Origin of the sequence: Propionispira arboris (assembly GCF_900109225.1) — a bacterium.
GTDB classification, from domain to species: Bacteria; Bacillota; Negativicutes; order Selenomonadales; family Selenomonadaceae; genus Propionispira; species Propionispira arboris.
In genome coordinates, this window is sequence record NZ_FNZK01000017.1 from 67,782 (window position 1) to 92,557 (window position 24,776).

Consider the following 24,776-nt stretch of genomic DNA (forward strand, 5'->3'; position numbering starts at 1 on the left):
AATCACCCCTCCTTGTGCATCACCAATGAGGAAGAAATGGTCGCTGGCAATACCTTTTTCCAGTAACTTCCCTCCTGCGCTTGTAACGCAGCCTGTAAAGTAACCTCAACAGCCGATCCCGCACTCGTATTCGTATTATCTTCCGGCACTGTTGTGATTTGAATACCAGTGTTTGGATCAAAAACATAAAAATCCGTTAAAAATACTTGCCCCTTATAATCTTTTTTAATCGAATCAAGTGAAATGCCAACCGATTGCCGCCGGGCAATATCACGAGTCATCTCCGTTAAAGTGAGATAATCATGGAAAAACATTGCTAAGTAGGCGAAAGCACACAACATAAAAATAAAAAATGGTAAAATAAGTGCAAATTCAATGATAGCCTGCCCACGTTCGTTCTTGATTTGTTTTAGCATGATATCCATCGCTCCTTCCTTTTATATTATAAAGCGATCTCTCAAAAAAGAGACCGCTTTATAAGGCAATTTAGTTAGCAGTAATACGAGCTGCTGCTCTATTAAATACATTCGTATAAAGATTTTGGATAGCTGTAGCAATTGCCGCATTATTATTTGCAGCTACTGCAACACCAATCGCAACAACGATCCCAACAACAACCGCATATTCAACCATGCCCTGACCTTTTTCACTTAAATAACGTGCCTTAAAATAAGTCCAATACGTTAACATAAACATTCTCCTTTTTATTTTTTTATGTAAAAACCCGTTCAGTAGGTTTTAAACATCGATATCAACAATTTTGCGAATAACCCAAAAACCTATCAGTTCCGATATAATTGCACCAGCTAAACAGATACGGCCAATGGGTTCATCAAAAAAAGGATCGAGGTACTGCGGATTCATCACAGATGCTAAGCCTGCAACAGCAACCGGCAAAGCTGCCAGCACCCAGCTAGACAAGCGTCCCTGCGCCGTTAAAGTTTTAATTTCGCGCTTCATTTTGATACGTTCATTAATTGTCGCGGCTATTGTATCCAGAATTTGTGCTAAATTCCCGCCAACTTGGCGTTGGATGAGTACCGCCGTTATCACAAGGTCCATATCAGAACTCTCGATCCGTTTCCCAATATTCAAAAGTGCTGTTTCAGTATCAGCCCCAAGCTGAATTTCTGCAATTGCCTTAGAAAATTCAACCGAAACGGGTGGTTTCATTTCTTTCGCAATCAAATCCATTGCCTGCATAAAACTAAACCCGGAGCGCATAGCATTCGACATCATGGATAAAACATCCCCCAATTGGTTACTGAAAGCTTGTTTGCGGTGCGAAATAAGGATATTTAAATAACAAAAGCAAGCGGCTGCCACACCTATACTAATAAAAGCCGCATACTCCAGATGCATTGTCAGCATCATACCTAAGACACCTGACAGTAAGGAAACCGTACAAACGGCAGCTAAAAATTCAGACCCTAACAAGGACAGCCCTGCCTGCTGCATTTTACTATCAAAATTTTTCAATTTGGGCAGCATTTGTAATCTAAGACCAACATAGCGAATAAAATTCATCCACATTCCTAGGTAATCTATCTTTTTTTTCATAGACCGTTCTATGGTTACAGGCCCGGTATAACTGCGAACCTTACGTGTCAGCTTTATTTTTTCTCGTGACAAAACTGCAATACACATGAGAAGAATTACAAATACCAGCATACCACTGAGAAAAGCTACAATACCCATCGCTAACTCACCTGGTAGTGTCTGCCACAAATCTTGGCTGCCAATTGATCAATACTTCGCGCCAGAGGTGACTCCGGTTTAATATCGACGGCCATCCGGCCATTATTGGCCGCCGCCGAAACAAGTAAATATTCATTTGGTAAAATACTACAAATCGGATATTGCAAGGACTTTTCTAATTTATCCTGTTCTTGTTTTTCGCAAGGTTCAACTCTCGTAAAAATCGTCCTCACTTTGCTCTCATAATCAGGCCACACCTTAAAAATATCCAGCGCTCGCTGCATGTGATTTACTTCATAACCACCGCTAACCATCGAAACCAAATAAACTTTATCTGCTGATTCGGCAGCGGTCACGGAAATTGGATTAAAAGCTGGCGGAACGTCAATCAAAATATAACGAAATAAGCTGCGAGCCATCGTAATCATCTCAGCAAAGGCTTTAGGACTCACATCCTCCGCAAATTCAGGACGTTTAGTCCCACATAGAACACGAACGCTATCTGTAATCGGCGTAAAATAAGAATTTAGTGTAATCGGTGATAAAAGCTTAATATCGCGTGTTGTTTCGACAATTGTACTTTGCGGATCCAAGTTAAAAAATACGGCCATATCCCCAAATTGCAAATCAGCATCAATAATCGCCACGTTTTGTCCACTTTTTTTCGCCAAGGCCATCGCTAGATTCGCAATCAATGTCGTCTTCCCGCTTTTCCCTTTCGGACTGAAAAATGTCATTACTTCACTCATTACCCCCATACCACTGTTCCCAAAAGTATTGACGGCAGAGGTAAGCTCATCTGTTGTAAAAGGCTTAATTAAATAACCTTTTGCACCCGCTTTGACCACATCACTGGCAACCTGTGCATTCCAACGGTTGCTCAAGCACAAAATTCCGGTCTGCGGAAAAGCACGTACAAATTCCAGTACAGTTTGCGCACTATCAACGGTATCAATGTCAAGCAAAATCAAATTTGGCATAAAAACCCCGCCTTGCCCCAATGCCTCTCGCGGATCACGTGAGCGAGAAACGAGTTGAAAACCTTTCGTATTTCGCACTACACTGGATAATCGTTCCAGCATAATGTTATTTGGCTCTACGAGCAGAACATGATATTCTTTCATCTGTTTTCGCTCCTTTCAACTTGCTATTTAAACAATTTTTTCATCCAAGATGATAACGGTACATTTGGTGTATCACTTTCACGCATACGATTTGTATATTTATCAATCAAATCTTGTAGACTTCGACCTAAAGCAGTCTCATCTCGGTCAATCACCAAAGGAACTCCTTTATGCAGTGAATCAATCGCGGTAAAAAAATCATTTGGCAGGACATGGTAAAAATGTTCTTCCAGTAATTGTTCAACGTCCTGTAATTCAATATGGGTTTTCGAATTGTTCCGATTTAAAACAAAACGAATCTTATTTTTTTCATAGCCAATACTCCGCATCGTGTCATAACCAACTTTCATATTTTTGATAGTTGGAATAAAATCAACAATCCCCACAAACGTAATAATGGTACTAAGATCCATAGCCGCCAAATTTAATTCACTAAAAGCTGCGGTCGTATCCAAAACAATATAATCATATTCGCTCCTAAGGCCTGCCAAAATTGCGCTCACAGCTTGTGTTGATATATTATAAGCCTCTTCTAATTTTAGTGGTGCAGCCAATACAGAAAAACTTATCCCTTGATATTCATACTGCGTAATATAATCCTGACATCCTAATGTGCTGCTCTCATTTTCTACATTTTTTTGAAAATCATAAATCGTTTTCTGCGGTGCTATATTAAGATAGTTGCAAATATCGCCAAACTGCAAGTCCAAATCCACCACACAGACTTTGTATCCACTTTTTGCTAGTTCTGCCGTCATATTGATACTAAGCAAGGTTTTGCCTACAGCCGAGGCTGTACTGAATACTGTCATAATCGTACCGCTTTTAATTTCTTCTGCCATCTTTCGTTCACCACTTTTTATTTTTGATTCAGTCATTACTATTTTTTATCTTCCAGCATTTTTTTTATTTCATCCGACATTTTTGTCGGCGTCGTTTCATCAACCAGTGTTGGCGTTACTAAGATAATAATTTCCCTATGCGATTTACTCGTAGTCGTACTGCGAAAGAACTGTCCTATAATGGGTAAATCTCCTAAGAACGGAAACTTCAGTACTTGTTTACTTTCGTTTGAACTCAAAAGCCCGCCAATTACCATTGTGCTGCCAGAAGAAAGATGAATTACTGTTTCTGCTTTACGAGAAAGCAAGGCGGGTATTGAAATGGAACTGCTCACAGCAACCGCATTGGAACTATCCAGACTACTCACTTCAGCCTGCACTTTGCTCGTAATCTGATTATCCGCATCCACCTGTGGCTCAATGTTTAATTTAATTCCATACTCACGCCACTCTACAGTTACTTGTCCATCTGAATTTCCAGTTGGAATCGGGATTTCTCCGCCGACAAGAATATTCGCCTTTTCGCCACTCATCGTAATCATACTTGGCTGCGAAAGAATCTTGGCGTCACCATTGGTAATCAATGCCTGCAGCGTTGCGTTGATATCAGCATAGCCACCAAGTTTTGAAGAAGAAGTATCTCTGGTATTCGAAAAAGTTTGCCCAAAACCAAAAACCCCCGTCGAGCCAATCGTTACAATCCCCGTAGTTGTATCAATACTAGATGCATTTGCATATTGTATGCCAAGCTTCTTAACTTTATCCGTTGAAATTTCAACAATTTTCGCCTCTAGTCGTATTTGCGAAGGATGTGTCATTTCCAATAAGTCAACTACCTTTGCTCCATACATTTCAGCGATTTTTTCCGCCCGGTTTTTTTCCAACTGATTGAGAACAGAACCCTTGAGTAAAACTTTATCGCTGATTTTTTCTACACGAATATTTGGATACCCGATCATCTTGGCAATCACTAAGGAGGTTTGCGTATCGTGATCTTGGATCGTAACGGTATATTCCTGCCTGATTCCATCCATCGTCCATATGTAAAGTGTTGTCGTTCCCGGTTTTTTTGCTACAACCAGCATATCTTCTTTTGACAATACCGTAACATCCGCAATTTCTGGGTTCGCCACAGCAATACGATCAATCGGCGCACCAGCATTCAGATACAACGATTGATTGGCATCCATCGTAAGATTCCCTTCCGCCTGAACCGTACCAACCGTGTAAAACACAAAACAAATTGCCACAAACAGACATTTATATGTGTTGGTCATTATCCTCATCAATTTTTTTCTCCTTATCGTACTGCTACTGAACTCATTGTATTGCCACGAATTACCGTTACACTATCCACTATCGGTTGCTCACGTGGTACCTGCTGGACAGGTGCGCCTTGCATCGGAACTGCAGCCGGAGTATTTTCCCGTGCAGTTCGAGAATCAAATGGTGGCGAAGTATTTGTAGCTGCATTTTGATTCATCAGTGGTGCCGTTGTTCCTTCATCAAATTGATGAGTCACGACTTCGGTTGTCAATATAAAACTATCCTTTGGTTTAAATGGACGAAGTACCAAATAAATTGTACCTTTCGTTTGTGCTACAGCCAAACGAATTGCATCTTCCGGTGAAACAGCCATTGTTGCCGTAGCCATTTGATCTTTTTTGTCATCTTTTTTACTGTCAACCGTATCACTATCTTTATTAATCGCCAGCAATAATATATTTTGCAGAATCATTTCGCCTGAAACCGTATTTTTTTGTTTTTTATCATCAATTACCATAACATCGACATACTCACCCGGTTTAGCAAAACCGGAAATTCCGGTTATATCTGTAATAGCAATGGAGATGGCTCGTTTATCGGCAGGAATACTAGCAATAAATCCCTCTTTCGTTACATCACCAAACAGTTTATTTGCCGTAATAGAATCCCCCTGCAAAATTTTAAGTTTGGCAACTTTTCCTGCAGCTGCCGACATATCTTTTATTGCATCGGTTTGAACAAGCTCATTGGGCATATGAACCGTCTTTAACATTTCTTCACGAATCACGGTTCGTTCGGGGATATCAACAGCCGCTACAATTACATCCGTAAACGATTCAGTTGCTGTATCCTGTTTGGTCTCTAAACCAGATAGATATGTATAAATCAATAAACCTACAATAAAGCTTGCACAAAAAGCCAATATGATAAGCTGCTTTGGAGCCATCATTTCTAGCTTTTCCAGCAAACGCTTTGGTATTTCAGGCAAATGCAAAATAAATCCTCCTAACGCAATCACAAATAAACTATAGTATAAAAAATAAATTTGAAAGACACGCAAAAATGCCCGGCAGCATGAAAAAGTATACAGCTAAAATACTGTACAAGTTTACGAATGCAGCCAGGCAATCATAGATATAAATCTTTAGACCCAGGGCTTTGCGTCCTTATCTTTCAATAAGTTTGCTCCATATGAACTCACGATTTAAATTCATTCACAAGATAATCTAAATCGGTTTTTATTTCTATAGTTATAATAGCGTATTCCACTAAAATTAACAAGCCTCTCCAGGTAAATTTAAAAAAAAATTAACAATATCGGGACACTTTAACAAATTGCCAAAATAAAAGTCCAGCTACCATAATACTTTTATGATCTTAAAAAATAAAAATCTATTTATTATTTCAAAACCAGGCTCTTAGTCCTATAAGCAAAGATTGTTATGAATTGCAGCACCTTATCAACGTTAGAAGAATTTATATATGCTTCTATATAAGTTGCATTAAATATTCGATAAGGCAATCGTCAGGAATGGGGTAAAGGGTTGAGTGGCGTTACGGAGGAAGCAAACGATGCCCTATACCCCATTCCTGGCAGCCTAATAGACTAGATGTCATTTCTTTAATACATTATATATATTCTAAAATATCAGTCACTGCTATTTTTTTGTATACGAATCCTAACCAAAAATGCTATGCTATATAAAAACAAATTCATACGAAAGGTGGGCTCCTATGCTTGAACAATTTTCCTATTTCAGTACCTTTTTCATGCTTTTCATTCTAACAATCCTTTTAAGCAAGCTATGTTCAGAACTATTTCAATCTCAACTAGCTTCTATCAGTGCTATTTTAGAAAAACCAACGCTATTATTTCATTCGACAGCAAAACGTGAGGCATGCTTGTGTTTGCTCTTTTTTGCTGCTTATATCTTAACAGCACCGCTTGCCGTTGACCCATTTAATTTATTAATTTTATGGATCTTTGTATCCTTTTTAATTTTTATCAGCATCATGGATCTGGAACAGCAAATTATTTTAGACAATGTTCTGTATTGTTTTTTCTTTTGTGGGCTCTTTTTTTCATTTTTTTTACCAGAACTCTTTCTTAATCGTCTGCTAGCGGCATGCAGCGGTGGTCTGCTTTTGTTGATCTTAGCTATTCTTACCAGAGGAGCCATCGGCGGCGGCGATATTAAATTGCTATTTGTTCTAGGATTTTGGCTCGGTATTGATAAACTACTGTTTACACTATTTTTTGGTTTTATCAGCGGTGGTTTTATCAGCATCTTGCTACTCCTTAGTCATCTAAAAAAAAGACATGACACGATTGCCTACGGTCCATATTTTGCTTTAGGTGCCATACTGTCCATGTTTCATTAAAGATAAAAAAAAGAGGAAGAACATCTCCTGCCTGCACAAGATATTCTTCCTCTTTTTTATATGGTTTAATATGGTCCGATTGAAATTTTATCATCCTCTTCTTCTACAAAAAAAGTGGCATGTTTGACAGAATCTGCTAGAGATTTCAGATGGCGGCCAATCATAATTTTTACGCCAGCATAAGCTATGTCATCGACACGAATTTTCCCGTCAGCCTTGATGTTATTTATCATCTCATCCTCTATTTTATTTTGGTGTTCCTTAACATCATCGGGGGTTGCACATACTTGTATTTTTTTGCCAACTTCTAATACCGTACCAACTTCTGATCGAGTTCCAAAGATTGCTGCTTGTATTTCGACACCAGCCGTAATTGTTCCACCAATAATACGACCATGCTGCCCTGCAACGATAACTTTTTCACCCGCATTCACCAGACTATGCAAAATAACATCCATTACATATAAATCAGTACCCGCAAATACATTTGCTTTTTCAATAAATTTAGCACTTATGGTTTCAGTCGCTTTCACATAACCGTGTTCCATACCAAAAACGCCCATACCAACCTTAATATTTTTACCTTCAACCTGAGCACCACAGATACCACCACGGATATCAATATCACCCTCAGCTTTTACATAAAAGCCTTCTTGAACGGAACCACGAATAATGATACTTCCTGGGAATTCAATGTTGCCCGTACTTAAATCCACATCACTCTTTATTTCCATCACAGGAAGAATTGCCAGTTTATTGTTCTCCCATACGACTTCGCCGGCTAATCCAGCCATCATCAAATTGTTTTTTACAATATTAACATTTTTCCCCACCGGCAAAATCAAATCTTTTCCATCTTTGATAATAACTTTCTTACCAAAAACATCCATACCGGGGATACTCTTCGTCGCTGGTATTTTTTCTGCTAACAATTGATTTTCCGTGGCAACAAAAAACATTCTGGTATTTTTAAAATCGACCGTTCCATCTTCCAGTTCAACCGGGCGGCCTTTATTGGCAAAATCCACATAATATTTAATACAAGCATCGGCCCCTGGTATCGGTGCAACACCTCTTGCACAAACAACTTTCATTTCCGGATCCGCCAAAAACTTTTTCACAGCCACACCATCAATACCAAAGGAAACACCGGCTTCTTTTAATTTTCCAATAACATCCTCTAATGTCAGGGGATTATCTCCTTGATTCTCTTGACTTTCCAGCACAGCTACCATACGATCTCGTGTGACTTGAATCTTAATCTGTCGTGTGACCAGCTCCTCTTTTTTTTCCACAAGTTCTGCTATCTTAACCGGAACTCCGGCTGCTTGATTTATAACTTGTGAAATAAGAAAATGATTGGTTTTATCAATAGAATATGTGTTCAGCTCTTCTTTAATAGCTGCAGCATCAACCGGCCTGCCACGCTCTTTCGGCGAAAATACAAGCAAAAAGATATCCTTATCCTTTATTGTGATTTGATAAAAACCATCGTCATTCGGCAGAACGGTCCCTGCTCCTGCTGTTACAAGCTCTGCATTGTCTTTCATTTTGTGACGCTCCTCAGATTTCCGAATTAACTGACTTTAAAAAAGCATTTTAATCAGGAAAATTTAAATCTATACCTATTATTAGAACGAACGTTGTCAGTTAAAGTTCAAATTCAACCATAATCATATAAAGAAATACCGGCCATAAAGCATGCTGGTATTTTGTGGTAAAATCTATGAAACTTCTATTGACATGCTATTCAGACCCTACTCACCAGCTTTTCTACGCTAGTAAAACAATACTCTAAAACTCATTATTCTACTTAATTTAAATATTCTGTTAAATTTGCATACACTAAAAAGCAAAGTAATAGTCTTATTTAATTTTATCATAAATATTAAAGTTTTGTCAAAAAATAATTATGCGAACTACTTTTAATTTTTCGAAAATAACGTGTATTTTTCTCCATAGAAAAACAAGCAAAAAAGCAAGGGCTGCTATCGTTTTCATTTCACGATACCCGCCCTTGTCTTTTTCGTTTTCTTAAGAATCAAAACGCTTTGATCTTATTCAATTTTTCCTTTTTCCCAAACACCATTTTCTAGATCCAGCGCAATTTTTTTATAATTATCATCTGATAAATTATATAAAATACTAAGGATGATCGCTGCCACACCTAATGCGACACCTGGATAGAGTGTCATCGCAGCTTTAATTCCTGTTAAAGTAACTTCCGTTTGTACGGCATTCGCTACGTAACCGGTTAATGCGAGAATACCCGAACTTACCACTGCAGCTAAAGCCTGGGCAATTTTGCGAGAGAAGTTGAAGGCTGCATAAGTGATACCTTCTTTTCTGATACCATTATGCCATTCGCCATAATCAATTACGTCGGACACAAAGGCCCACGTTACACCATTTGGTATAGCTAAAGCTGCGTAACCAATTGTTACCAAAAATACAAAAGAATAGATATTTGTTGGAATGATAAAATTTAGTATATTGGCAAAACAGCCAATAAGAAGCCCGCCAATCGCTGTTTTCTTTTTGCCAAATCTCCGAACTAGTTTTGGCATTAACAAAATACCTAAAACAGAACACCCCATCATGATTCCATTAATAATAGGCTGTAAAGATAAATTCCCTAAATTATATTGACAGAAAAAAATCATCATTTGCATATTTGTATTCATTGCCGAAATTGTGAATAATGTCATTAAAATGAGACAAATTAATGGTCTATTGGTAAAAATAGTTTTCGCATAATCCTTAAACCCGGCGTTTTGTTCAGCCGTTGTATTGCGGTTTACTTTTACATGTTCACGAGTGTTGCGATAACAGATATAAAAGCCAAGAACCCCAATAATAGCCATAATAATTGATGCAACCAAAAAACCTTGATGTGGATTACTGAACATGAGTAGAATCGGTACAAACCCAATTCCGGTTAAAAGCTGTGCGCCTACCGAACCAACTTGTCTGGTCGTCGCCATTTGACTTCGTTCATTTACATCTCTTGTCATTACACTGGCCAGCGATCCATAAGGAATATTCGTAAACGAATAAACAAGTCCCCAAAGCATATAAGCACCATAAGCAAAAAACACTTTTTCTCCACCGGACAAGAAATCAGGCATGGTAAAAGTAATAACAGTTAAAATACCAAGAAGAATACTGGAAATCATCATGACTGGTCTAAATTTCCCCCGCGGACCGATGTTTTTACGCCGATCAATCAATGAGCCCGCGATTGGATCCATAAATGCATCAAAAATTTTCGTAAAGGCAAAAATGCCGGCAACTGCAACGGCTGGTATCATACAAACATCAATCCAATATTTCGTCAAATAAGCTTGTCCCAAATCAAACATGAACCCATTGCCGCAATCCCCAAAACCATATGATATTTTTTCTTTCCAAGATAATTTTTTATTTCCTGCATCATTTTGACCCTGACCATCAATAGGGGGCTCTGAAGATTTATCTATTATTTTTTCCACTATTTCAGACATTTTTCTTCCTCCTGCACCTTATATTTTCCCCGTTTAAAAAGAGTACCTAACAATTTAATGAAAAATATTATTTACGAAAAGATTTAAACTTTCTGACTTTTCACAGCAGCATTCATATGTAAACGACAAAATCCTCCCGCTTTTTCTTCTATACAATTTACACAAGATGGATGAGCACAGGTGTTGATTCCTATAGTTTCGGTTGATATGAATTTATAGCAAATCAAAACCTATGCTCCCCATAATTTTAAGCTTTATCTAAGTTAAAATATCTGTGAGCATTATTATAAGAAATATCTTGAACCAGCTTGCCTAAGGCTTTGATATCATTTGGATATTCACCATTTTCTACCCAAGTGCCAATGAGATCGCATAAGATTCTTCTGAAATATTCATGTCTTGCATAAGACAAGAAGCTGCGAGAATCCGTAAGCATACCGATAAAGTTACCAAGAATAGACAGATTGGCGAGACTGATGAGTTGTTCCTGCATACCTGTTTTGGTATCATTGAACCACCATGGACAACCATGTTGAATTTTGCCTGCCACTTCCGGTCCCTGAAAACTGCCAATAATGGAGCCAAGCATTGCATTATCATTTGGATTTAAAGAGTATAAAACCACTTTTGGTAAATTACCTGTTTTATTTAAAGCATCTAATAAATGAACAAGACCTTCACCGCAATTATATGACGCAATACAATCAAATCCCGTATCAGGTCCTTGTTTTATAAACTCTGCCGTATTATTATCGCGCAATGCACTATAATGAATTTGCATAACCCAGTCATGTTTTTTATATTCTTTACCAACAGCTAGAAGCAATGCTGTTTTATAGATTTCAATGTCCTCCGTTGTTAAAGCTTGACCCGCTAAAGCTTTTTTCAAAACTTGATTCGCATCACCTTCACGATAGAAAACATATTCTAAGGCATGGTCACTCGCACGACCGCCAACTTCATTAAAATAGGCAATTCGTTTTGCAAGAGCTTCTTCCAAAGCTGTCATTGAATTGATTTCAATACCGCTGACTTCAGCTAATTTTTTTATGTATTCGCTAAATTCCGGTTTTTCAATCCGCATAGCTTTGTCCGGACGAAACGAAGGAATAACACTGGCACTGCATTTACCTTCTGCTTTGATCTTTTTATGCCATTTTAAATCATCGATTGGATCATCGGTTGTACCAATTGTTTTTACATTGGATTGTTTGATGATACCTAATACGGAAAGTTCATCTTTTTCCAATTGTTTATTGCATGAATCCCAAATTTCATCGGCTGTATCCCCAGATAAAGGCTTATCGCAATGGAAATAACGCTGTAATTCAAGATGCGTCCAATGATACAAAGGATTGCCAATTGCTTTTGGCATAGCTTCTGCAAATTTTTGGAATTTTTCTCGAGCGGAAGATTCTGTACCCGTAATGTATTTTTCAGCTACGCCATTAGCACGGATCATCCGCCATTTGTAATGATCGCCGCCGAGCCAAGCTTCCGTAATACTTGAGAACTTATGGTTCTCCGCAATTTGCTGCGGGTTGATATGGCAGTGATAATCAATAATTGGCATTTGTTTCGCATACTCATGAAATAAAACCTTCGCTGTTTGTGTTGATAACAAAAAATCTTCATCCATAAAAGTTTTCACGATAAATCCCCCTAATTTTTACAAACCGATTCACATAATCGGTTTGTTATTTTTTTAAAGCAAAATAAATATAGTATTACTCACTCACGAACTGTTCGATAAATTGCTTCATCCCTAACGTTTTGATGGCCGTTAAATCTTTGCTGACTTCATCCACAAAACCATCATATGTCGTTAAGTCTTCACCCCAGAATTCAGTTTGTTTCGCAAATAAAGCCGTAAACTCTGCAACTGGTTTATCGAGTCTTGTACCAATGAATTCCATTACTTTTGGATCATCCTGAATTACATAAGCTTCGCCATCGCGGCTGCCAATCAGTTCACCATTTATAAAAGAACCACTACGATAAAAGGCAATCAATGCCGCAAAAGAGAATGTCAAGAATTTAGGCACCGAATGCTGCGCACGATAATGATCTTTGAATGTCGGTAAAATCCTCGTTCTCCATTTGGAGACAGAATTCAACGCAATCGATAATAACGCATGTTTTACAAACGGATTTTGGAAACGTTCAAAAACAGAATTGGCAAACTGAACCGCTTCTTCTTTCGATAATTCTACCGTTGGTACAATTTCGGTCATAACTGTTTTGGAGATGAATTTATACATCGTTTCATCTTCCATACATTGCCTAACATAATCATGTCCTGCCAAATAAGCACCTAAAACCATCGATGTATGTGTTCCATTTAAGATGCGAACCTTCGTATCACGATATGGTTTTAAATCTTTGGTCAGAACGATTGAGATTGTATCACTACTCCAAGGGAGCTGCGCCGCTAGATCTCTTTCTGGTTCTACCACCCACAGGCCAAAAGGTTCGGCAGCCGTAAGCAGATCATCTCGATAGCCAAATTTCTTCTGCAGTTCATCCACTTCATCTTTTGGATAGCCTGTAACAATCCGATCAACTAAAGTATCACAAAATGTATTAGCACTGCAAATCCACTGGGCGAATTCTTCTTCTAACTGCCAAAGCTTACTATAACCCAAAATACATTCTTTTAATTTCTGACCATTACCCTCAATGAGTTCAAGTGGCAGTAAAATAAGGCCTTTCGCTTTATCACCATGAAATGCTTGGAATCTTTCATATAAAAACTTCGTTAATTTTGCCGGATACGAAGTTGGTGGTGTCGCAGCCAATACATCAGTTGCATCATATACAATCCCCGCTTCCGTAGTATTGGAAACAACATACTCAAGTGAATCAAGTTTAGCCAAAGCCATAAATTCATCATATTGTTCATAGGAGCCGATTACTTTTTGAATACAGTGAACAAGACGATTTTCAACATATACTTTGCCATCTTTCAATCCCCGCAAAGATACCGTATAAACATTTTTTTGTTCATTGAATTTCTCTAAAGTACCTTTACGAGGCTTAACAATAGCTACATCACCCTGGAAAAGACCTTTTTCATTAGAAACATCAATCAAATAATCAATAAAACCTCGCATAAAATTGCCTTCGCCAAATTGAATTACTTTGATCGGATTCTGCGGCTTTTTGTAGAATTCTTTTATTGTTTTCATATCACTTCATCCTTCTTTGGAATATTCTCATTATTAAAATCGTTCCGAAATGTAAGTGCTTTATAGAATACATCACATTTCGTTTATTCACAAAAGACAAAAATGCTAAATGTACTATTAAAACACTACATTTTACGTGTATCCATAAACTCTTAGGTAAAATAGATATCCTGCTATGTAAGTACTTACAGTTACTATATTAATCATTAGTAATATGTATGTCAAGATAAAAAAAATAAATTCTATAAATATTTGCAATTCCGTCAACATTGCAATTTTAATCAAAAAAAGGTTTTGTCAGGTACCCTAAAAATACCCGACAAAGCCTTGCTAAAATGAGAATTTTGATCCACTATTTCATTCTATAAATCTAAATTATAAAACTAACCCTATCCATTTCCAATACGTTGCCCCTAACACTAAAATAAGCAGATATGCAATAATCGTTAGTGGAATCCCTGTTTTTATAAAATCCTTTGCCTCAAACGTTTCAGTCCCAAACGCCACCATATTTTGTGGCGCATTGACTGGCAGTATAAAACCAAAACAAATAACATATTGTAGAATCATCGTCATTCCAATAACATTCATTGGTGAATGGCTTGATGCACCTTGCAGGATAGAAATAATAATCGGAATCATCGCTGCTGACAAAGCAGTCGCACTGGCAAATCCTAGATGAATAATAATCAAAAAGGCCGCTAAAATTGCTAAAATATAAAAAGCGGACATATCATATAAACCAAAAACCGAAACGATACCGTTAGCAATCCAGCTGGCAGCCTTCGTCGACAAAATCGCCGAGCCCAAACTGATTCCTACACCAAACAAAACCAAAGTTCCCCAGCCAATACGAGCCTGAGCTTCTTTCCAGTTCATAATACCAAATCCCGGCAGCATCATCAATGTAATAGCTACCAGCGTTGTCGAAGATGTATCGAAATTATGCAGAATTTTTTCCGTAGACCAAAATCCCAGTAAGATAATCGATATAATCATCAACTTTTTTTCGCTGCTTTTCATGGGTCCAAGTTCTCTTAAAGCTTTTTCTACGGTTTCCTTACCACCGGCTATTTCATCCATTTCTGGCGGCATAAGTTTCAATAAAACATAATAAAGAGCAATTGACATAATTAGTGAAAACGGTGCCGCCGCAACAAACCAATCCAGCCAGCTTATATATTGACCCAATTGTTTTTCAATAAAGCCCAAAGCAATCATATTTTGCGCAGCTGCTGTTTTGATTCCAACATTCCAAATACTATCAGCCTGCGCAATGGCTATCATCATGACTCCGGCAAACCGACTTTTTTTATCGACACCAAAGGCGGCAATAATTCCCATGACAATTGGTACCATACAAGATACACGCGCCGTAGTACTTGGCACAAAAAAGCTCAAAATAAAACCAACGATAATGACCCCCGCCAATACTCGATTGGTTTTTGCACCAATTTTCGATAAAACAAACAATGCAATTCTTTTATCCAGTCCCGTCTTCATCATCGCCGCAGCAATAAATAAAGCTGCCCCGACCAATGCTAGCGAGGAATTGCTGAATCCAGCCAAAGCCAGTTCAAGACCTTTACTGGTTCCTAATATTTTATCTGGTTCATTCACATTTGGCGCCGTCCCTAATAAAAAAGCCATTAAGCTCATAATAACCGCAGCACTAACTGGATATGATACTGCTTCAGTCATCCAAATCACCACTGAAAAAATCAGGATACCAAGCATTCTATGGCCGGCAGTGGATAGACCATCGGGTGTCGGTATCAACAGAATTCCCGCTAAAATTAATAATCCAAAAATAAGTCCATGCCGTTTGTATACTGACATATAAATCCCTCCATTTGTATAAATATACAATAATATTTGTAAAAGCAAATAAAAAAAGCTCCAGAAAAAATCTGGAGACCGCCTTACAGTTTTTATGTAAAAACATGCAGTGTCAGGTTTTATGTTCATCTTTGAACAATACAGCTTTTTAATATGCTATATACTATATACTTTCTATATCTATATATTATATCTCGAAATGATAATTGTCAATAATTATTCATTATACCTAAACCGTTTTTTATGAAAAATCTTTATCTTAAAACAAAAACGAAACGATACCAACCTAAAATCCCATTGGACATCGCTTCGTTTTCTCTAACTATCTAATAAATTGATCGACATGCTTCGTTAACCGATCAGCCATATTTGTTAATTCCTGACTGGAGGCCGCAATTTCTGCCATAGCTTCTGATTGTTTTTCAACCGATCCGGAAACATTTCTTGTTTGTTTGACCGCTTCGGCACTCACTTGATTAATCCGTTCAACCGACTGGACCATCTTTTCACTATTAGTTGTCATCTGCTGACTAGCGGAGGAAATTTGCGTTACTTCGCTTGCCACGTCCTTAACTGAAGCAGCTATATCCATAAAGGCACTACCCGCAGAGGCCACCGCATCGGTTCCCATTTTCACCTCGCGCGTCCCCTCCGACATTGATAATACTGCTAAATTGGTATCCTGCTGAATTTCGTTGATTAGATCCGCTACATTTTGAGCCGATTCCTGCGATTGTTCAGCAAGTTTACGTACCTCTTCCGCGACCACAGCAAAACCGCGCCCCTGTTCACCAGCTCGAGCAGCTTCAATCGCCGCATTCAAAGCCAACAAGTTAGTCTGCCCAGCAATTCCGGCAATCGCATCTACGATTCCGCTGATCTCCTTAGATCGTTCACCTAACTTTGTGACTACATTAGAGGCCTGAATTACGGCCGTTTCTATTGTATTCATTTGTGTAATCGCACTTGTCACCGCACTACTGCCCGCTTGCGAAAGGGAAATTGCCTGATTTGTCAACTTTGCGGCATTGCCAGCATTATGTGCCACCTGCTCAATTTTTTGTGCCAGCTGCCCAATTCCATTGGAGGTATCTTCTATCGCCGCGCGCTGTTTTTCAGCTCCGCTTGTCAATTCCAGAATTGAGTCCGCGACTTCACTCACGGCTTGTGAAGATTGTTCCCCACTAACCGTGAGCGACCTTGCTGCCTCCGATAAGTGCTGTGCTGAACTGTTTACATTATCAATCAAGACTTTCAAATGCTCCAACATTTTATTATAACCAATTGCTAAAGAACCGATTTCATCCGTTGCCATCGTTGCTACGACCTTGCTCAAATCGCCCTTCGCGACATATTCCATAGCCATAACCAATTCACGAATCGGGATGGTAATCCGTTTGGCCAGCTGCGTTGAAAAAAACAAAATAATGATTAAAACAAGCACGGAAATCCCGCCCACTGTCAGTCCTACTTTGTGTTGTGTATTGGCAATTTCGTCCAGACTTTTCCCCACAAAAAGAACGCCTATTACTTTTTTATCTAAGCCAAAAATCGGCTTATAACTTGTCGTATACAAATTGCCAAGGATTTCGGCTTGCCCTGTATATTCCTGCCCTGCCCCAATTACTTTTGCCGCAATTGTCTCATTGAGTTTTGTATTCAAAACACGCTGCCCATCTTTCATAATCGTCGTAGCAACACGCGTATCACCTAAAAATAAAGTCACATCTGTCCCGAACATCGTCTTCACTTGATCAACCAACGTATCATTGCTAATATAATAACCTACTGAAATAACGCCAATTACTTTTCCTGTTTCATCCTTGACGGGTGTACCCGCCCGAGCCGAAAATTTCACCACGCTGCCCGATTCAACCGCCGCAAAAGCACTTCCCTTTAGCGCATTTTGAACATTGGCCTGCTTAGCTACATTATCACCGCGCGTTGCTTCATGTGTCCTCACAATAACCGTTCCTGTTTCATCCGTGATTGTAGCAAAATCTAGTTTAGACCTTTGCAGCATAGGTCCTACCGTCTGCAGTACTGCATCTGCATCTTTATTTTTAATTGCAGTCACAACAGCTGGCTGCATCGCAATAAGTGCTCCAAAATTCAAAGCATTGTTTTGATATTCATCAATTTTAGTAACCAACCCCTGCATACTCTGCTTCACTTGATCATCCATCAAATCTTTATTATGCTGATTCAACAGATAAAGTGCCGGAATTACCGTTGCAAGAACCGCTGCAAAAGTTAAGCTCACGGTAAATAAAACCAATTTTGTCTTAATACTTGAAATCGTAAAAAAAGACCGTTTTAGTCCTGTTTTCAATAAACTATTCATCTACCATCACTCCTAAAAAAAATTGCTAAAACATCGTATATCAAACTGTCTTGTAATCAAGGCTGCCGCAGTTGTTCAAACTCCGTAAAAAAGCTTTTAGAACCCCAATAAGCTGCAATAAAAACAGATACCGAAACAGCTCCCACCAACATAAAAGCAACCATAATTTGATATTTAATGGCATCGGTTGGTGGCAGACCAGCTAAAATCAGGCCAGTCATCATTCCTGGAAGCTGGACAATTCCCAAGGTTTTCATTGAATCAATACTAGGCAGCATCGCCGACCGAATTGTTTGGCGAATAATACTCGTCGCTGCTTCCCTCGACGTGGCCCCCAAACAAAGTTTAATTTCAATTTCCTCACGACGTCGCAAAAAATTTTCTCGCAGGTTATTAAAAACCAAGCTGGCAGCAATCATGGAGTTACCAACAACCATCCCGCTGATGGGAATCACTTGACTTGGTTGATACTCCACAGCACCAAAAGCCAATAAAGCCCCAAGCGTAATAACTAAACCAAACAGCAGCGCAAAAAAAGCAATTCGTTGTATATGATAGATCCCCCGGCCTCGTTTCGCTGAGACAACAGCTGCATTATAGACCATCAACCCTAAAATCAAAGTAGTAACAAAAATATTATTCAAATCAAAAACATACGTTAAAATAAAACCAATGACCGTTAACTGCAAAACCGCTCTTACGCTGCCAATCATAATATCTTTTTCCAGACCTATTTTATCTTTATAAGACAAATACAGTGCCAACAAAACCAAGGCAAACGTCATAGCCAAAGAAAGATTTGTCATACATCCACGTCCTTACTAGTAAAATAGGCTTCTTTTGTTCCATAAAAAGCAATTTTACCTTTTTCTAAATGTAAAATTTTCTTTGCTAAACGTTGTGCTTGCACCGCTTGATGCGAAATAAATAAGACCGTCACATTCTTTTCTTCTTGTTCTGCTAAAATCATTTTTTCCACAGCAATGGTATTTTCTTCATCAAGGGCCGCTGTAAATTCATCTAAAAGCAGGATATGCGGCTGAATCAGCAAAGAACGAATCAACGCAATGCGTTGCTGCTCCCCTCCCGAAAGTTCTGTTGGTTTTTTTTGTAAAATACTTTCACTTAAATTCACTTTTTCCAAGTATTGATGTATCACTAAATAATTCGGCTCCGTTTTGAGCAAAAAGTATGGATATAACAAATTATCAGCTACGGTATCTTCAAACAAATGTGGTTTTTGCATAACATAGCCAATCCGCTTTCTAAGTGCTGTTGGCGAATACGATAAAGTATCCCTATCTAAATACATAACTTTGCCCTGGCTGGGACTTTGCAATAGATTCAAAATACGAAACAACGATGTTTTTCCTGAACCAGAACTGCCTAACAAACCTATACAATCTTTCTGATATACTTGAAATGAAAGTCCCATCAAAACAGGTATCCCCTTAAATTCAAGCTTTAAATCCACCACATCCAACAACAGCATCTGGCACACCTCAACTTCTTTAATACAGTATATATTGGTTTATTTAACATTCATCCTCCTTTTCCCTGCATAGCAGCCCATACTTAGGATAAAAACTAAAAAAATGCACCTCCTTTACATATAAAAGAGATGCATTATACTATATAGCTTATTTGTTTAAAAAAGTTCTGATTCGATATCCGGTGTAAACGCAACTAATTGGTCAACTTCATTAGCATGGACTTTTTTTGCCCAGGCAGGATCAGCGAGCAAGGCTCTACCAACAGCTACCAGATCAAACTCTTTCTTTTCTAACCGATCCAATAAAGGAGCTACACTAGATACAGCAGCACCTTGCCCTTTCGTGAAAAAATCAATAAAATTCGTATCAAGACCAACGGAACCAACCGTAATCGTTGGCTTTCCTGTTAATTTTTTTGTCCAACCAGCCAAATTCAAATTCGAACCTTCAAACTCAGGTTCCCAATAACGACGTGTCGAACAATGAAAAATATCCACACCAGCTTTAACCAGCGGATCTAAAAATGCAGCCAATCGTTCTGGTGTATCTGCCAATTTTGCTTTATAATCGCCAAGTTTCCACTGTGAAAAACGAAAAACAATCGGAAAGTCAGGACCGACAGCACGCCGGCAAGCTTCAATCACTTCAACCGCAAACTGTGTCCGCTTAATCGCATCACCGCCATAACGATCCTGGCGTAAATTTGTTTTACTCCAGAAGAATTGATCAATTAAATAGCCATGCGCCCCATGAATTTCAACACCATCAAATCCCAATTTTTGCGCCTGTCCGGCAGCATCACCATAAGATTGAATAATTTGCTCAATTTCTTCAATCCCAAGTGGCTGCGTAACTTTTTTACCGGTCGCTACATCGATCCCCGATGGACCAACTGGAAGCACTTCCGGATGCGGATTGTCGCCGCCGATCTGTCGAGCCATACCAACATGCCAAATCTGCGGAACGATTTTCCCACCAGCCTTATGGACAGCCGCTACAACCTTAGCCCAGCCAGCAAGAGGTTTTTCTCCATGAATAACTGGTCGATGCCGACCTTCTGCCGCTGCGGGGTGATTGATCAGCGTACCTTCCGTAATAATCAGACCCACTTCATTTTCCGCCCGGCGTCTATAATAGTCCACAACATTTGCACCAGGAACACCATGTGGCGAAAAACCCCGTGTCATTGGTGCCATAACAATACGATTTTTCAAGTGAAGAGAACCAATTTTAATGGGTTCGTATAAAATATTTAAATCTTTTTTTTCAACTGCTAGTTCCTGATTTATCATAAATAACCATCCTTTTTATTAAAATTAATGTCCTGCATCACGTAAAAAGCAATGCAGAATGAGCTTTATACCAGATTGTATTAAATTTCATTTATTAAAACCGAAATCAACTGATAATAATTATTATCTAACTATTTTTAGTATAGTTCCCTTTTTAGCTTTTTGCAAGTAAAATAAATGAATTGAGTAAACAAAAAGAAGACAGTCCAACTTCATAGCAATACTTTCCCCTCTTTCCTCGACGGAAAATCATAGCGCCGATTTACTGCCCACAAAAAAGCACTCATTAAGATTACAATGAAAGCGAGCAGCATAAAACTATCCACAAAAATACTAGAATGATTCCATGGATTTAAAACAGGGGCAAATTTTAAATCTAAAAACTTTCCCGTTAAAGCCGGACCCAAAGCCCCCCCGACAAAAGCACATAAATTATACAGTCCCATCCCCACATTTACTTCTGATTTAGGCAGTAGTTCAAACATATAGTTTCCCATAACGACCTGTACTGCCGCAAACCCAATATAAGCAAAAAGAGAAAAAGCAATGATTAAAAGATAAGGCCCTCCTGCAAACGTAGCTGTACACAAAAACCCTGCCAGCAGTAATCCCAAAACACCAGCAAGGGTATAAATCGCCCCACAAGTATCGTATAGCTTTTTTACATATTTCCCGGAAATAAAAGATAAAATTGACCCGGGAAGCAAGCATAGCCCAATTGCAAAAGCGGTCATGCCATTTACCTGTTTGAGCAGCATGGGCAGTAAGAACAAATTGCCAATGGATACAAGAAATGCGAATAATCCTACTAAAAGCATGCTGCAAAACATTTTGTTTTTCAATAAAGAAAGATCAATAAAAGATATTCTCGCATGCGAAATATAGAAAAAAAAGCCAGCTAAGCATAACACTCCACCAATAAAAAGATTCAGGTTAATCGAAATACCAACTACCAGCATAAAAATGCCGCAAATCAGTAAGAAACAACCAAAAAAATCAAATTCAAGCGGTTTAGATTGTCCTTTCGGCATAAGTTGGAATAAAAAGGGAAGTAAAAAAATCACTGAAGCCGTAATTAAAAATAAACCTTTATAGCCAATAAAAGAAGTAATAAAACCGCCTAAAACAGGCCCTGCGCCCGTACCCAAAGAAGCGGTCGATGCGAGCAGCGTCATCCCAACCGATCTTTTTTCCACACTATAAAAAGTATGAAAAGCCAGCATCGTTAACGAAGGAATGGCAGCACCACCTGCCGCTTGAACAATACGACCCACTAATATAAAAAGAAAGGAATCGGCAAAATATCCGATAAAAGAGCCGCCAATCAATAAACTGGCTCCAATAATATACAATGTACGAAGCGGGAAAAAATCGGCGAGTTTTCCATAAATAATCGTCCCCACGGAAAAAATAGCTAAATACGTCACACTGACCAGGCTGACCTGCCCCGCTGTCAGATCATATATCGATTTGATAAAAGGCATTGCAACATTAAACATCGTGTTGTTGACAACAGCGAAAAAAATAAATAAACAAAGTATTATGGTTAATTTTGTATTAGATTTCATTCTTTATTTCACCTGCGAAAAATTATATTTTAGTTTTTATTACGAATTTGTAAGAGCTTTTGAAAAATCCCCTCTAAATATTGCATCATAGCTCTTTTTTCCTCGACATTCAAATTCGCACTGACTGTTTTTTCAAAATCAGCAAACAGTGCTTCACACTTTGGTTGCAAACTTCTGCCTTGTTCCGTAAGACAGATTTGAACTTTTCTTGCATCCACTGGATCAATTTGTCGTTGCACTAAATTTTTTTTCAACAATTGCTCAACGAGCCCATTCACCGAAGAGGCTTTGATCAATAGTTCCTCCTGCAACTGTTTTTGCATCAATGCATTTCTATTCCATAAGCAACGCAGCAGGCGCATTTGTGACAAAGTTAAACCGATTTCCTCAAGTCGTTCATTCGAAATCAAGGTAATTAAATGAGCACTTTTTTGAATATAATGCCCGAGTTCTTGTTCATATGGTTTTTTTAACATCAAAACACCTCTGGATTAAAATTAGTTAGGTACCTAACTAATTTTAATCCAGAGGTGCATGTGTGTCAAGAGGAAAACTTATAAAAATGAAACGCTGCAATACACGGCTCGCCATGTATTGCAGCGTTTCATCTATATAAAATACACGAAATATATAAGTTGCATTAAATATTCTATATGGGAATCGTCAGGAATGAGGTATAGGGTTAAGTGGACTTACGGAAGAAGCAACCAATGCATAGCTATTACAACGAATCTTTTTTCGCTGCCATAAATAAAGCTTTCGTACTAAGTACCAAAACCGAAGCTGTGCCAAAAAGCAGCATCGCAATCGACAATGCGGCTACAATATGGATCTCATCTTTCGTCTGCGCAATATTACCTACTGAAGATGCCAGAAAAGCTACATATAACCAAGAAAAAGAATATCCTAACCCGCCAAGACCCAAACATAAAGAAATAACTTTTTTTGATAAGTCCGCGATGTTGAGCTGTGCTAAAATTGCCAGCAAAACCAATGCTGCTGTACCAATTGCTGCTGCATGCATATGTGCTCGTTGCAGCATCTTCCAAGAACGTTCTACAATCATGGTTATTTTCTGCGGATCATTCTGATAAACTGTTGTCAATCCTGGTTGTGCCGCGGCCGTCCAAGCTTCCTTGATTTGTGATTCAGCGCCCCCCATCGCAGCGCCAAGAACAAATCCCAATAAAATTGTCAATACGGCCAGGGCAACACCCCATTTTACAGAAATTAAATTTTTCATCATCGCTAGACATCTCCTTAAAATTTTTGGACTTTTCTTTTGCCCAGTATGAATAAAGCATACACCTATATTTTGAAAATTAACGGAGAATAAAATTATAAACTCACTATAGCAAAAATAATATGCAATAAAAATCAGAAAGCCGCGTCTTCATAAAAGAATATAAAATAAAAAGGAGCACTGTATATGATAAAAGTAGATCCTAGTATAATCGAAGCTTTTGCTTTAATGTGGGGTCAATTTCCCGAACCGGTTACGCTTGTCCATAAAAACCGCACGGTTCTCGCAGTGAACGAAGCTGGTCAAGGAATGCGTGAAGTCGGAACAAACTGTGCGAAACAAGGTTCTCCTGAAGCACATAGAGGTTGTTTAGCAAATCAGGCTTTAAAATCAGGTAAGGCAACGTATGTGAAAGGTGAATACAACGGTCACAAAATGATTTCATACTGGCTGCCACTCGCTGGTTATCCTGAACTTTTTGTTCATTTCGGTGTAGGTATCACGATTGATTACGATGCCGAAACAAAGCAAGCTTAAACATTTCTACAAATAAAATTTAACAAGAGATAAAGCATATGAGTTTATATAACCTTACCAAAGGAACAGAATTAGAAGAACAGGTAACATCTTATATGAAAGGCGAAGCCCACGGTGTGATGCTCTATTACGCACTCAGTCGTTTAGCAAAAGAACAAGGTTTGAACGATTTATCGGAAACCTTAATCGAGATTGCCAATGATGAAGCCCGTCATGCTGGTTTATATAGTGTATTAAACGCTGCCGTACCACAGGATATTTTCACAGTATTAGCACAGACCTTAAAAGCCGAACAAAATGTGGCTGCACAAATTCATAAAATGGCCGAAAAAACTCGTTCGCTGGGCTTAGAGACAGTTGCTGATGAAATCACTGCCGCGGCAAAAGACGAAACAAATCAGGCTGCTATTTCAGAAAAAATCTTATCCGATTATAAGCAAGCCTAAAAAAATAAAAC

The 24,776-nt window shown here is 38.5% G+C and carries 22 protein-coding genes and 1 riboswitch; of the genes, 3 read left to right on the forward strand and 19 right to left on the reverse strand.

Going from position 1 to position 24,776, the window contains the following annotated elements:
- Window positions 1-2: 2 nt before the first annotated feature.
- From BMY14_RS15325 to cpaB, 7 genes are all read right to left on the reverse strand, one after another.
- Window positions 3-416 (reverse strand): TadE/TadG family type IV pilus assembly protein, encoded by a 414-nt coding sequence (locus BMY14_RS15325; protein ID WP_091833655.1) that lies wholly within the window; start codon window positions 414-416, stop codon window positions 3-5.
- Window positions 417-486: 70 nt separating this feature from the next.
- The gene (locus tag BMY14_RS15330) at window positions 487-690 is read right to left on the reverse strand and encodes a hypothetical protein (RefSeq protein WP_019553792.1); all 204 of its coding nucleotides are present in this window, start codon (window positions 688-690) and stop codon (window positions 487-489) included.
- A 48-nt stretch (window positions 691-738) separates the two neighbouring features.
- Complete coding sequence (locus tag BMY14_RS15335) at window positions 739-1,698, reverse strand: type II secretion system F family protein (RefSeq protein WP_019553791.1); 960 nt, start codon at window positions 1,696-1,698, stop codon at window positions 739-741.
- Between the two features lie 2 nt (window positions 1,699-1,700).
- Window positions 1,701-2,822, reverse strand: a complete 1,122-nt coding sequence (locus tag BMY14_RS15340) for a CpaE/TadZ family protein (RefSeq protein ID WP_019553790.1) — start codon at window positions 2,820-2,822, stop codon at window positions 1,701-1,703.
- Window positions 2,823-2,845: 23 nt separating this feature from the next.
- Window positions 2,846-3,700 (reverse strand): CpaE/TadZ family protein, encoded by an 855-nt coding sequence (locus BMY14_RS15345; protein WP_019553789.1) that lies wholly within the window; start codon window positions 3,698-3,700, stop codon window positions 2,846-2,848.
- A 2-nt stretch (window positions 3,701-3,702) separates the two neighbouring features.
- Window positions 3,703-4,950, reverse strand: a complete 1,248-nt coding sequence (locus tag BMY14_RS15350) for a type II and III secretion system protein family protein (RefSeq protein ID WP_019553788.1) — start codon at window positions 4,948-4,950, stop codon at window positions 3,703-3,705.
- Between the two features lie 14 nt (window positions 4,951-4,964).
- The gene (gene cpaB, locus BMY14_RS15355) at window positions 4,965-5,924 is read right to left on the reverse strand and encodes a Flp pilus assembly protein CpaB (RefSeq protein ID WP_019553787.1); all 960 of its coding nucleotides are present in this window, start codon (window positions 5,922-5,924) and stop codon (window positions 4,965-4,967) included.
- Between the two features lie 118 nt (window positions 5,925-6,042).
- A riboswitch (cyclic di-GMP riboswitch) is annotated at window positions 6,043-6,127 on the reverse strand.
- A 537-nt stretch (window positions 6,128-6,664) separates the two neighbouring features.
- Here cpaB and BMY14_RS15360 point away from each other — a divergent pair.
- Entirely contained in the window at window positions 6,665-7,312 is a 648-nt protein-coding gene (locus tag BMY14_RS15360) for a prepilin peptidase (RefSeq protein ID WP_019553786.1), read from the forward strand.
- Window positions 7,313-7,377: 65 nt separating this feature from the next.
- Here the strand turns inward: BMY14_RS15360 and BMY14_RS15365 are convergent, their stop codons facing one another.
- The 12 genes from BMY14_RS15365 to BMY14_RS15420 form a co-directional block, all read right to left on the reverse strand.
- Entirely contained in the window at window positions 7,378-8,862 is a 1,485-nt protein-coding gene (locus BMY14_RS15365; RefSeq protein WP_091833657.1) for a flagellar assembly protein A, read from the reverse strand.
- Window positions 8,863-9,369: 507 nt separating this feature from the next.
- The gene (locus tag BMY14_RS15370) at window positions 9,370-10,815 is read right to left on the reverse strand and encodes a glycoside-pentoside-hexuronide (GPH):cation symporter (RefSeq protein ID WP_091833660.1); all 1,446 of its coding nucleotides are present in this window, start codon (window positions 10,813-10,815) and stop codon (window positions 9,370-9,372) included.
- A 247-nt stretch (window positions 10,816-11,062) separates the two neighbouring features.
- A complete protein-coding gene (uxaC, locus tag BMY14_RS15375; protein ID WP_091833663.1) occupies window positions 11,063-12,466 on the reverse strand; it encodes a glucuronate isomerase in 1,404 nt (467 codons plus the stop codon).
- Between the two features lie 76 nt (window positions 12,467-12,542).
- Window positions 12,543-14,003 (reverse strand): tagaturonate reductase, encoded by a 1,461-nt coding sequence (locus BMY14_RS15380; protein ID WP_091833666.1) that lies wholly within the window; start codon window positions 14,001-14,003, stop codon window positions 12,543-12,545.
- Between the two features lie 375 nt (window positions 14,004-14,378).
- Window positions 14,379-15,842 carry a DASS family sodium-coupled anion symporter gene (locus tag BMY14_RS15385; RefSeq protein WP_091833669.1) on the reverse strand — a complete coding sequence of 488 codons (1,464 nt, stop codon included), beginning with the start codon at window positions 15,840-15,842 and terminating at the stop codon, window positions 14,379-14,381.
- 322 nt (window positions 15,843-16,164) lie between these two features.
- Window positions 16,165-18,186: a methyl-accepting chemotaxis protein gene (locus BMY14_RS15390; RefSeq protein ID WP_091833672.1), complete on the reverse strand. Its 2,022-nt coding sequence runs from the start codon at window positions 18,184-18,186 to the stop codon at window positions 16,165-16,167.
- 56 nt (window positions 18,187-18,242) lie between these two features.
- The gene (locus BMY14_RS15395) at window positions 18,243-18,992 is read right to left on the reverse strand and encodes an ABC transporter permease (RefSeq protein WP_091833675.1); all 750 of its coding nucleotides are present in this window, start codon (window positions 18,990-18,992) and stop codon (window positions 18,243-18,245) included.
- Complete coding sequence (locus BMY14_RS15400) at window positions 18,989-19,678, reverse strand: ABC transporter ATP-binding protein (RefSeq protein WP_091833678.1); 690 nt, start codon at window positions 19,676-19,678, stop codon at window positions 18,989-18,991. Before BMY14_RS15400 ends, BMY14_RS15395 begins: the two co-directional genes overlap by 4 nt.
- A gap of 156 nt (window positions 19,679-19,834) precedes the next feature.
- Window positions 19,835-20,971 carry an NADH:flavin oxidoreductase gene (locus BMY14_RS15405; RefSeq protein WP_091833681.1) on the reverse strand — a complete coding sequence of 379 codons (1,137 nt, stop codon included), beginning with the start codon at window positions 20,969-20,971 and terminating at the stop codon, window positions 19,835-19,837.
- A 212-nt stretch (window positions 20,972-21,183) separates the two neighbouring features.
- Entirely contained in the window at window positions 21,184-22,539 is a 1,356-nt protein-coding gene (locus tag BMY14_RS15410; protein ID WP_091833684.1) for an MFS transporter, read from the reverse strand.
- 29 nt (window positions 22,540-22,568) lie between these two features.
- Complete coding sequence (locus BMY14_RS15415; RefSeq protein WP_091833687.1) at window positions 22,569-23,015, reverse strand: MarR family winged helix-turn-helix transcriptional regulator; 447 nt, start codon at window positions 23,013-23,015, stop codon at window positions 22,569-22,571.
- Between the two features lie 245 nt (window positions 23,016-23,260).
- Window positions 23,261-23,785, reverse strand: a complete 525-nt coding sequence (locus tag BMY14_RS15420; protein WP_091833690.1) for a hypothetical protein — start codon at window positions 23,783-23,785, stop codon at window positions 23,261-23,263.
- 183 nt (window positions 23,786-23,968) lie between these two features.
- On the opposite strand from BMY14_RS15420, the gene BMY14_RS15425 reads away from it, so the two are divergent.
- Complete coding sequence (locus BMY14_RS15425; RefSeq protein ID WP_091833693.1) at window positions 23,969-24,319, forward strand: hypothetical protein; 351 nt, start codon at window positions 23,969-23,971, stop codon at window positions 24,317-24,319.
- A gap of 38 nt (window positions 24,320-24,357) precedes the next feature.
- Window positions 24,358-24,765, forward strand: coding sequence for a ferritin family protein (locus tag BMY14_RS15430; protein WP_091833696.1), 408 nt, complete (start codon window positions 24,358-24,360; stop codon window positions 24,763-24,765).
- Window positions 24,766-24,776 lie beyond the last annotated feature (11 nt).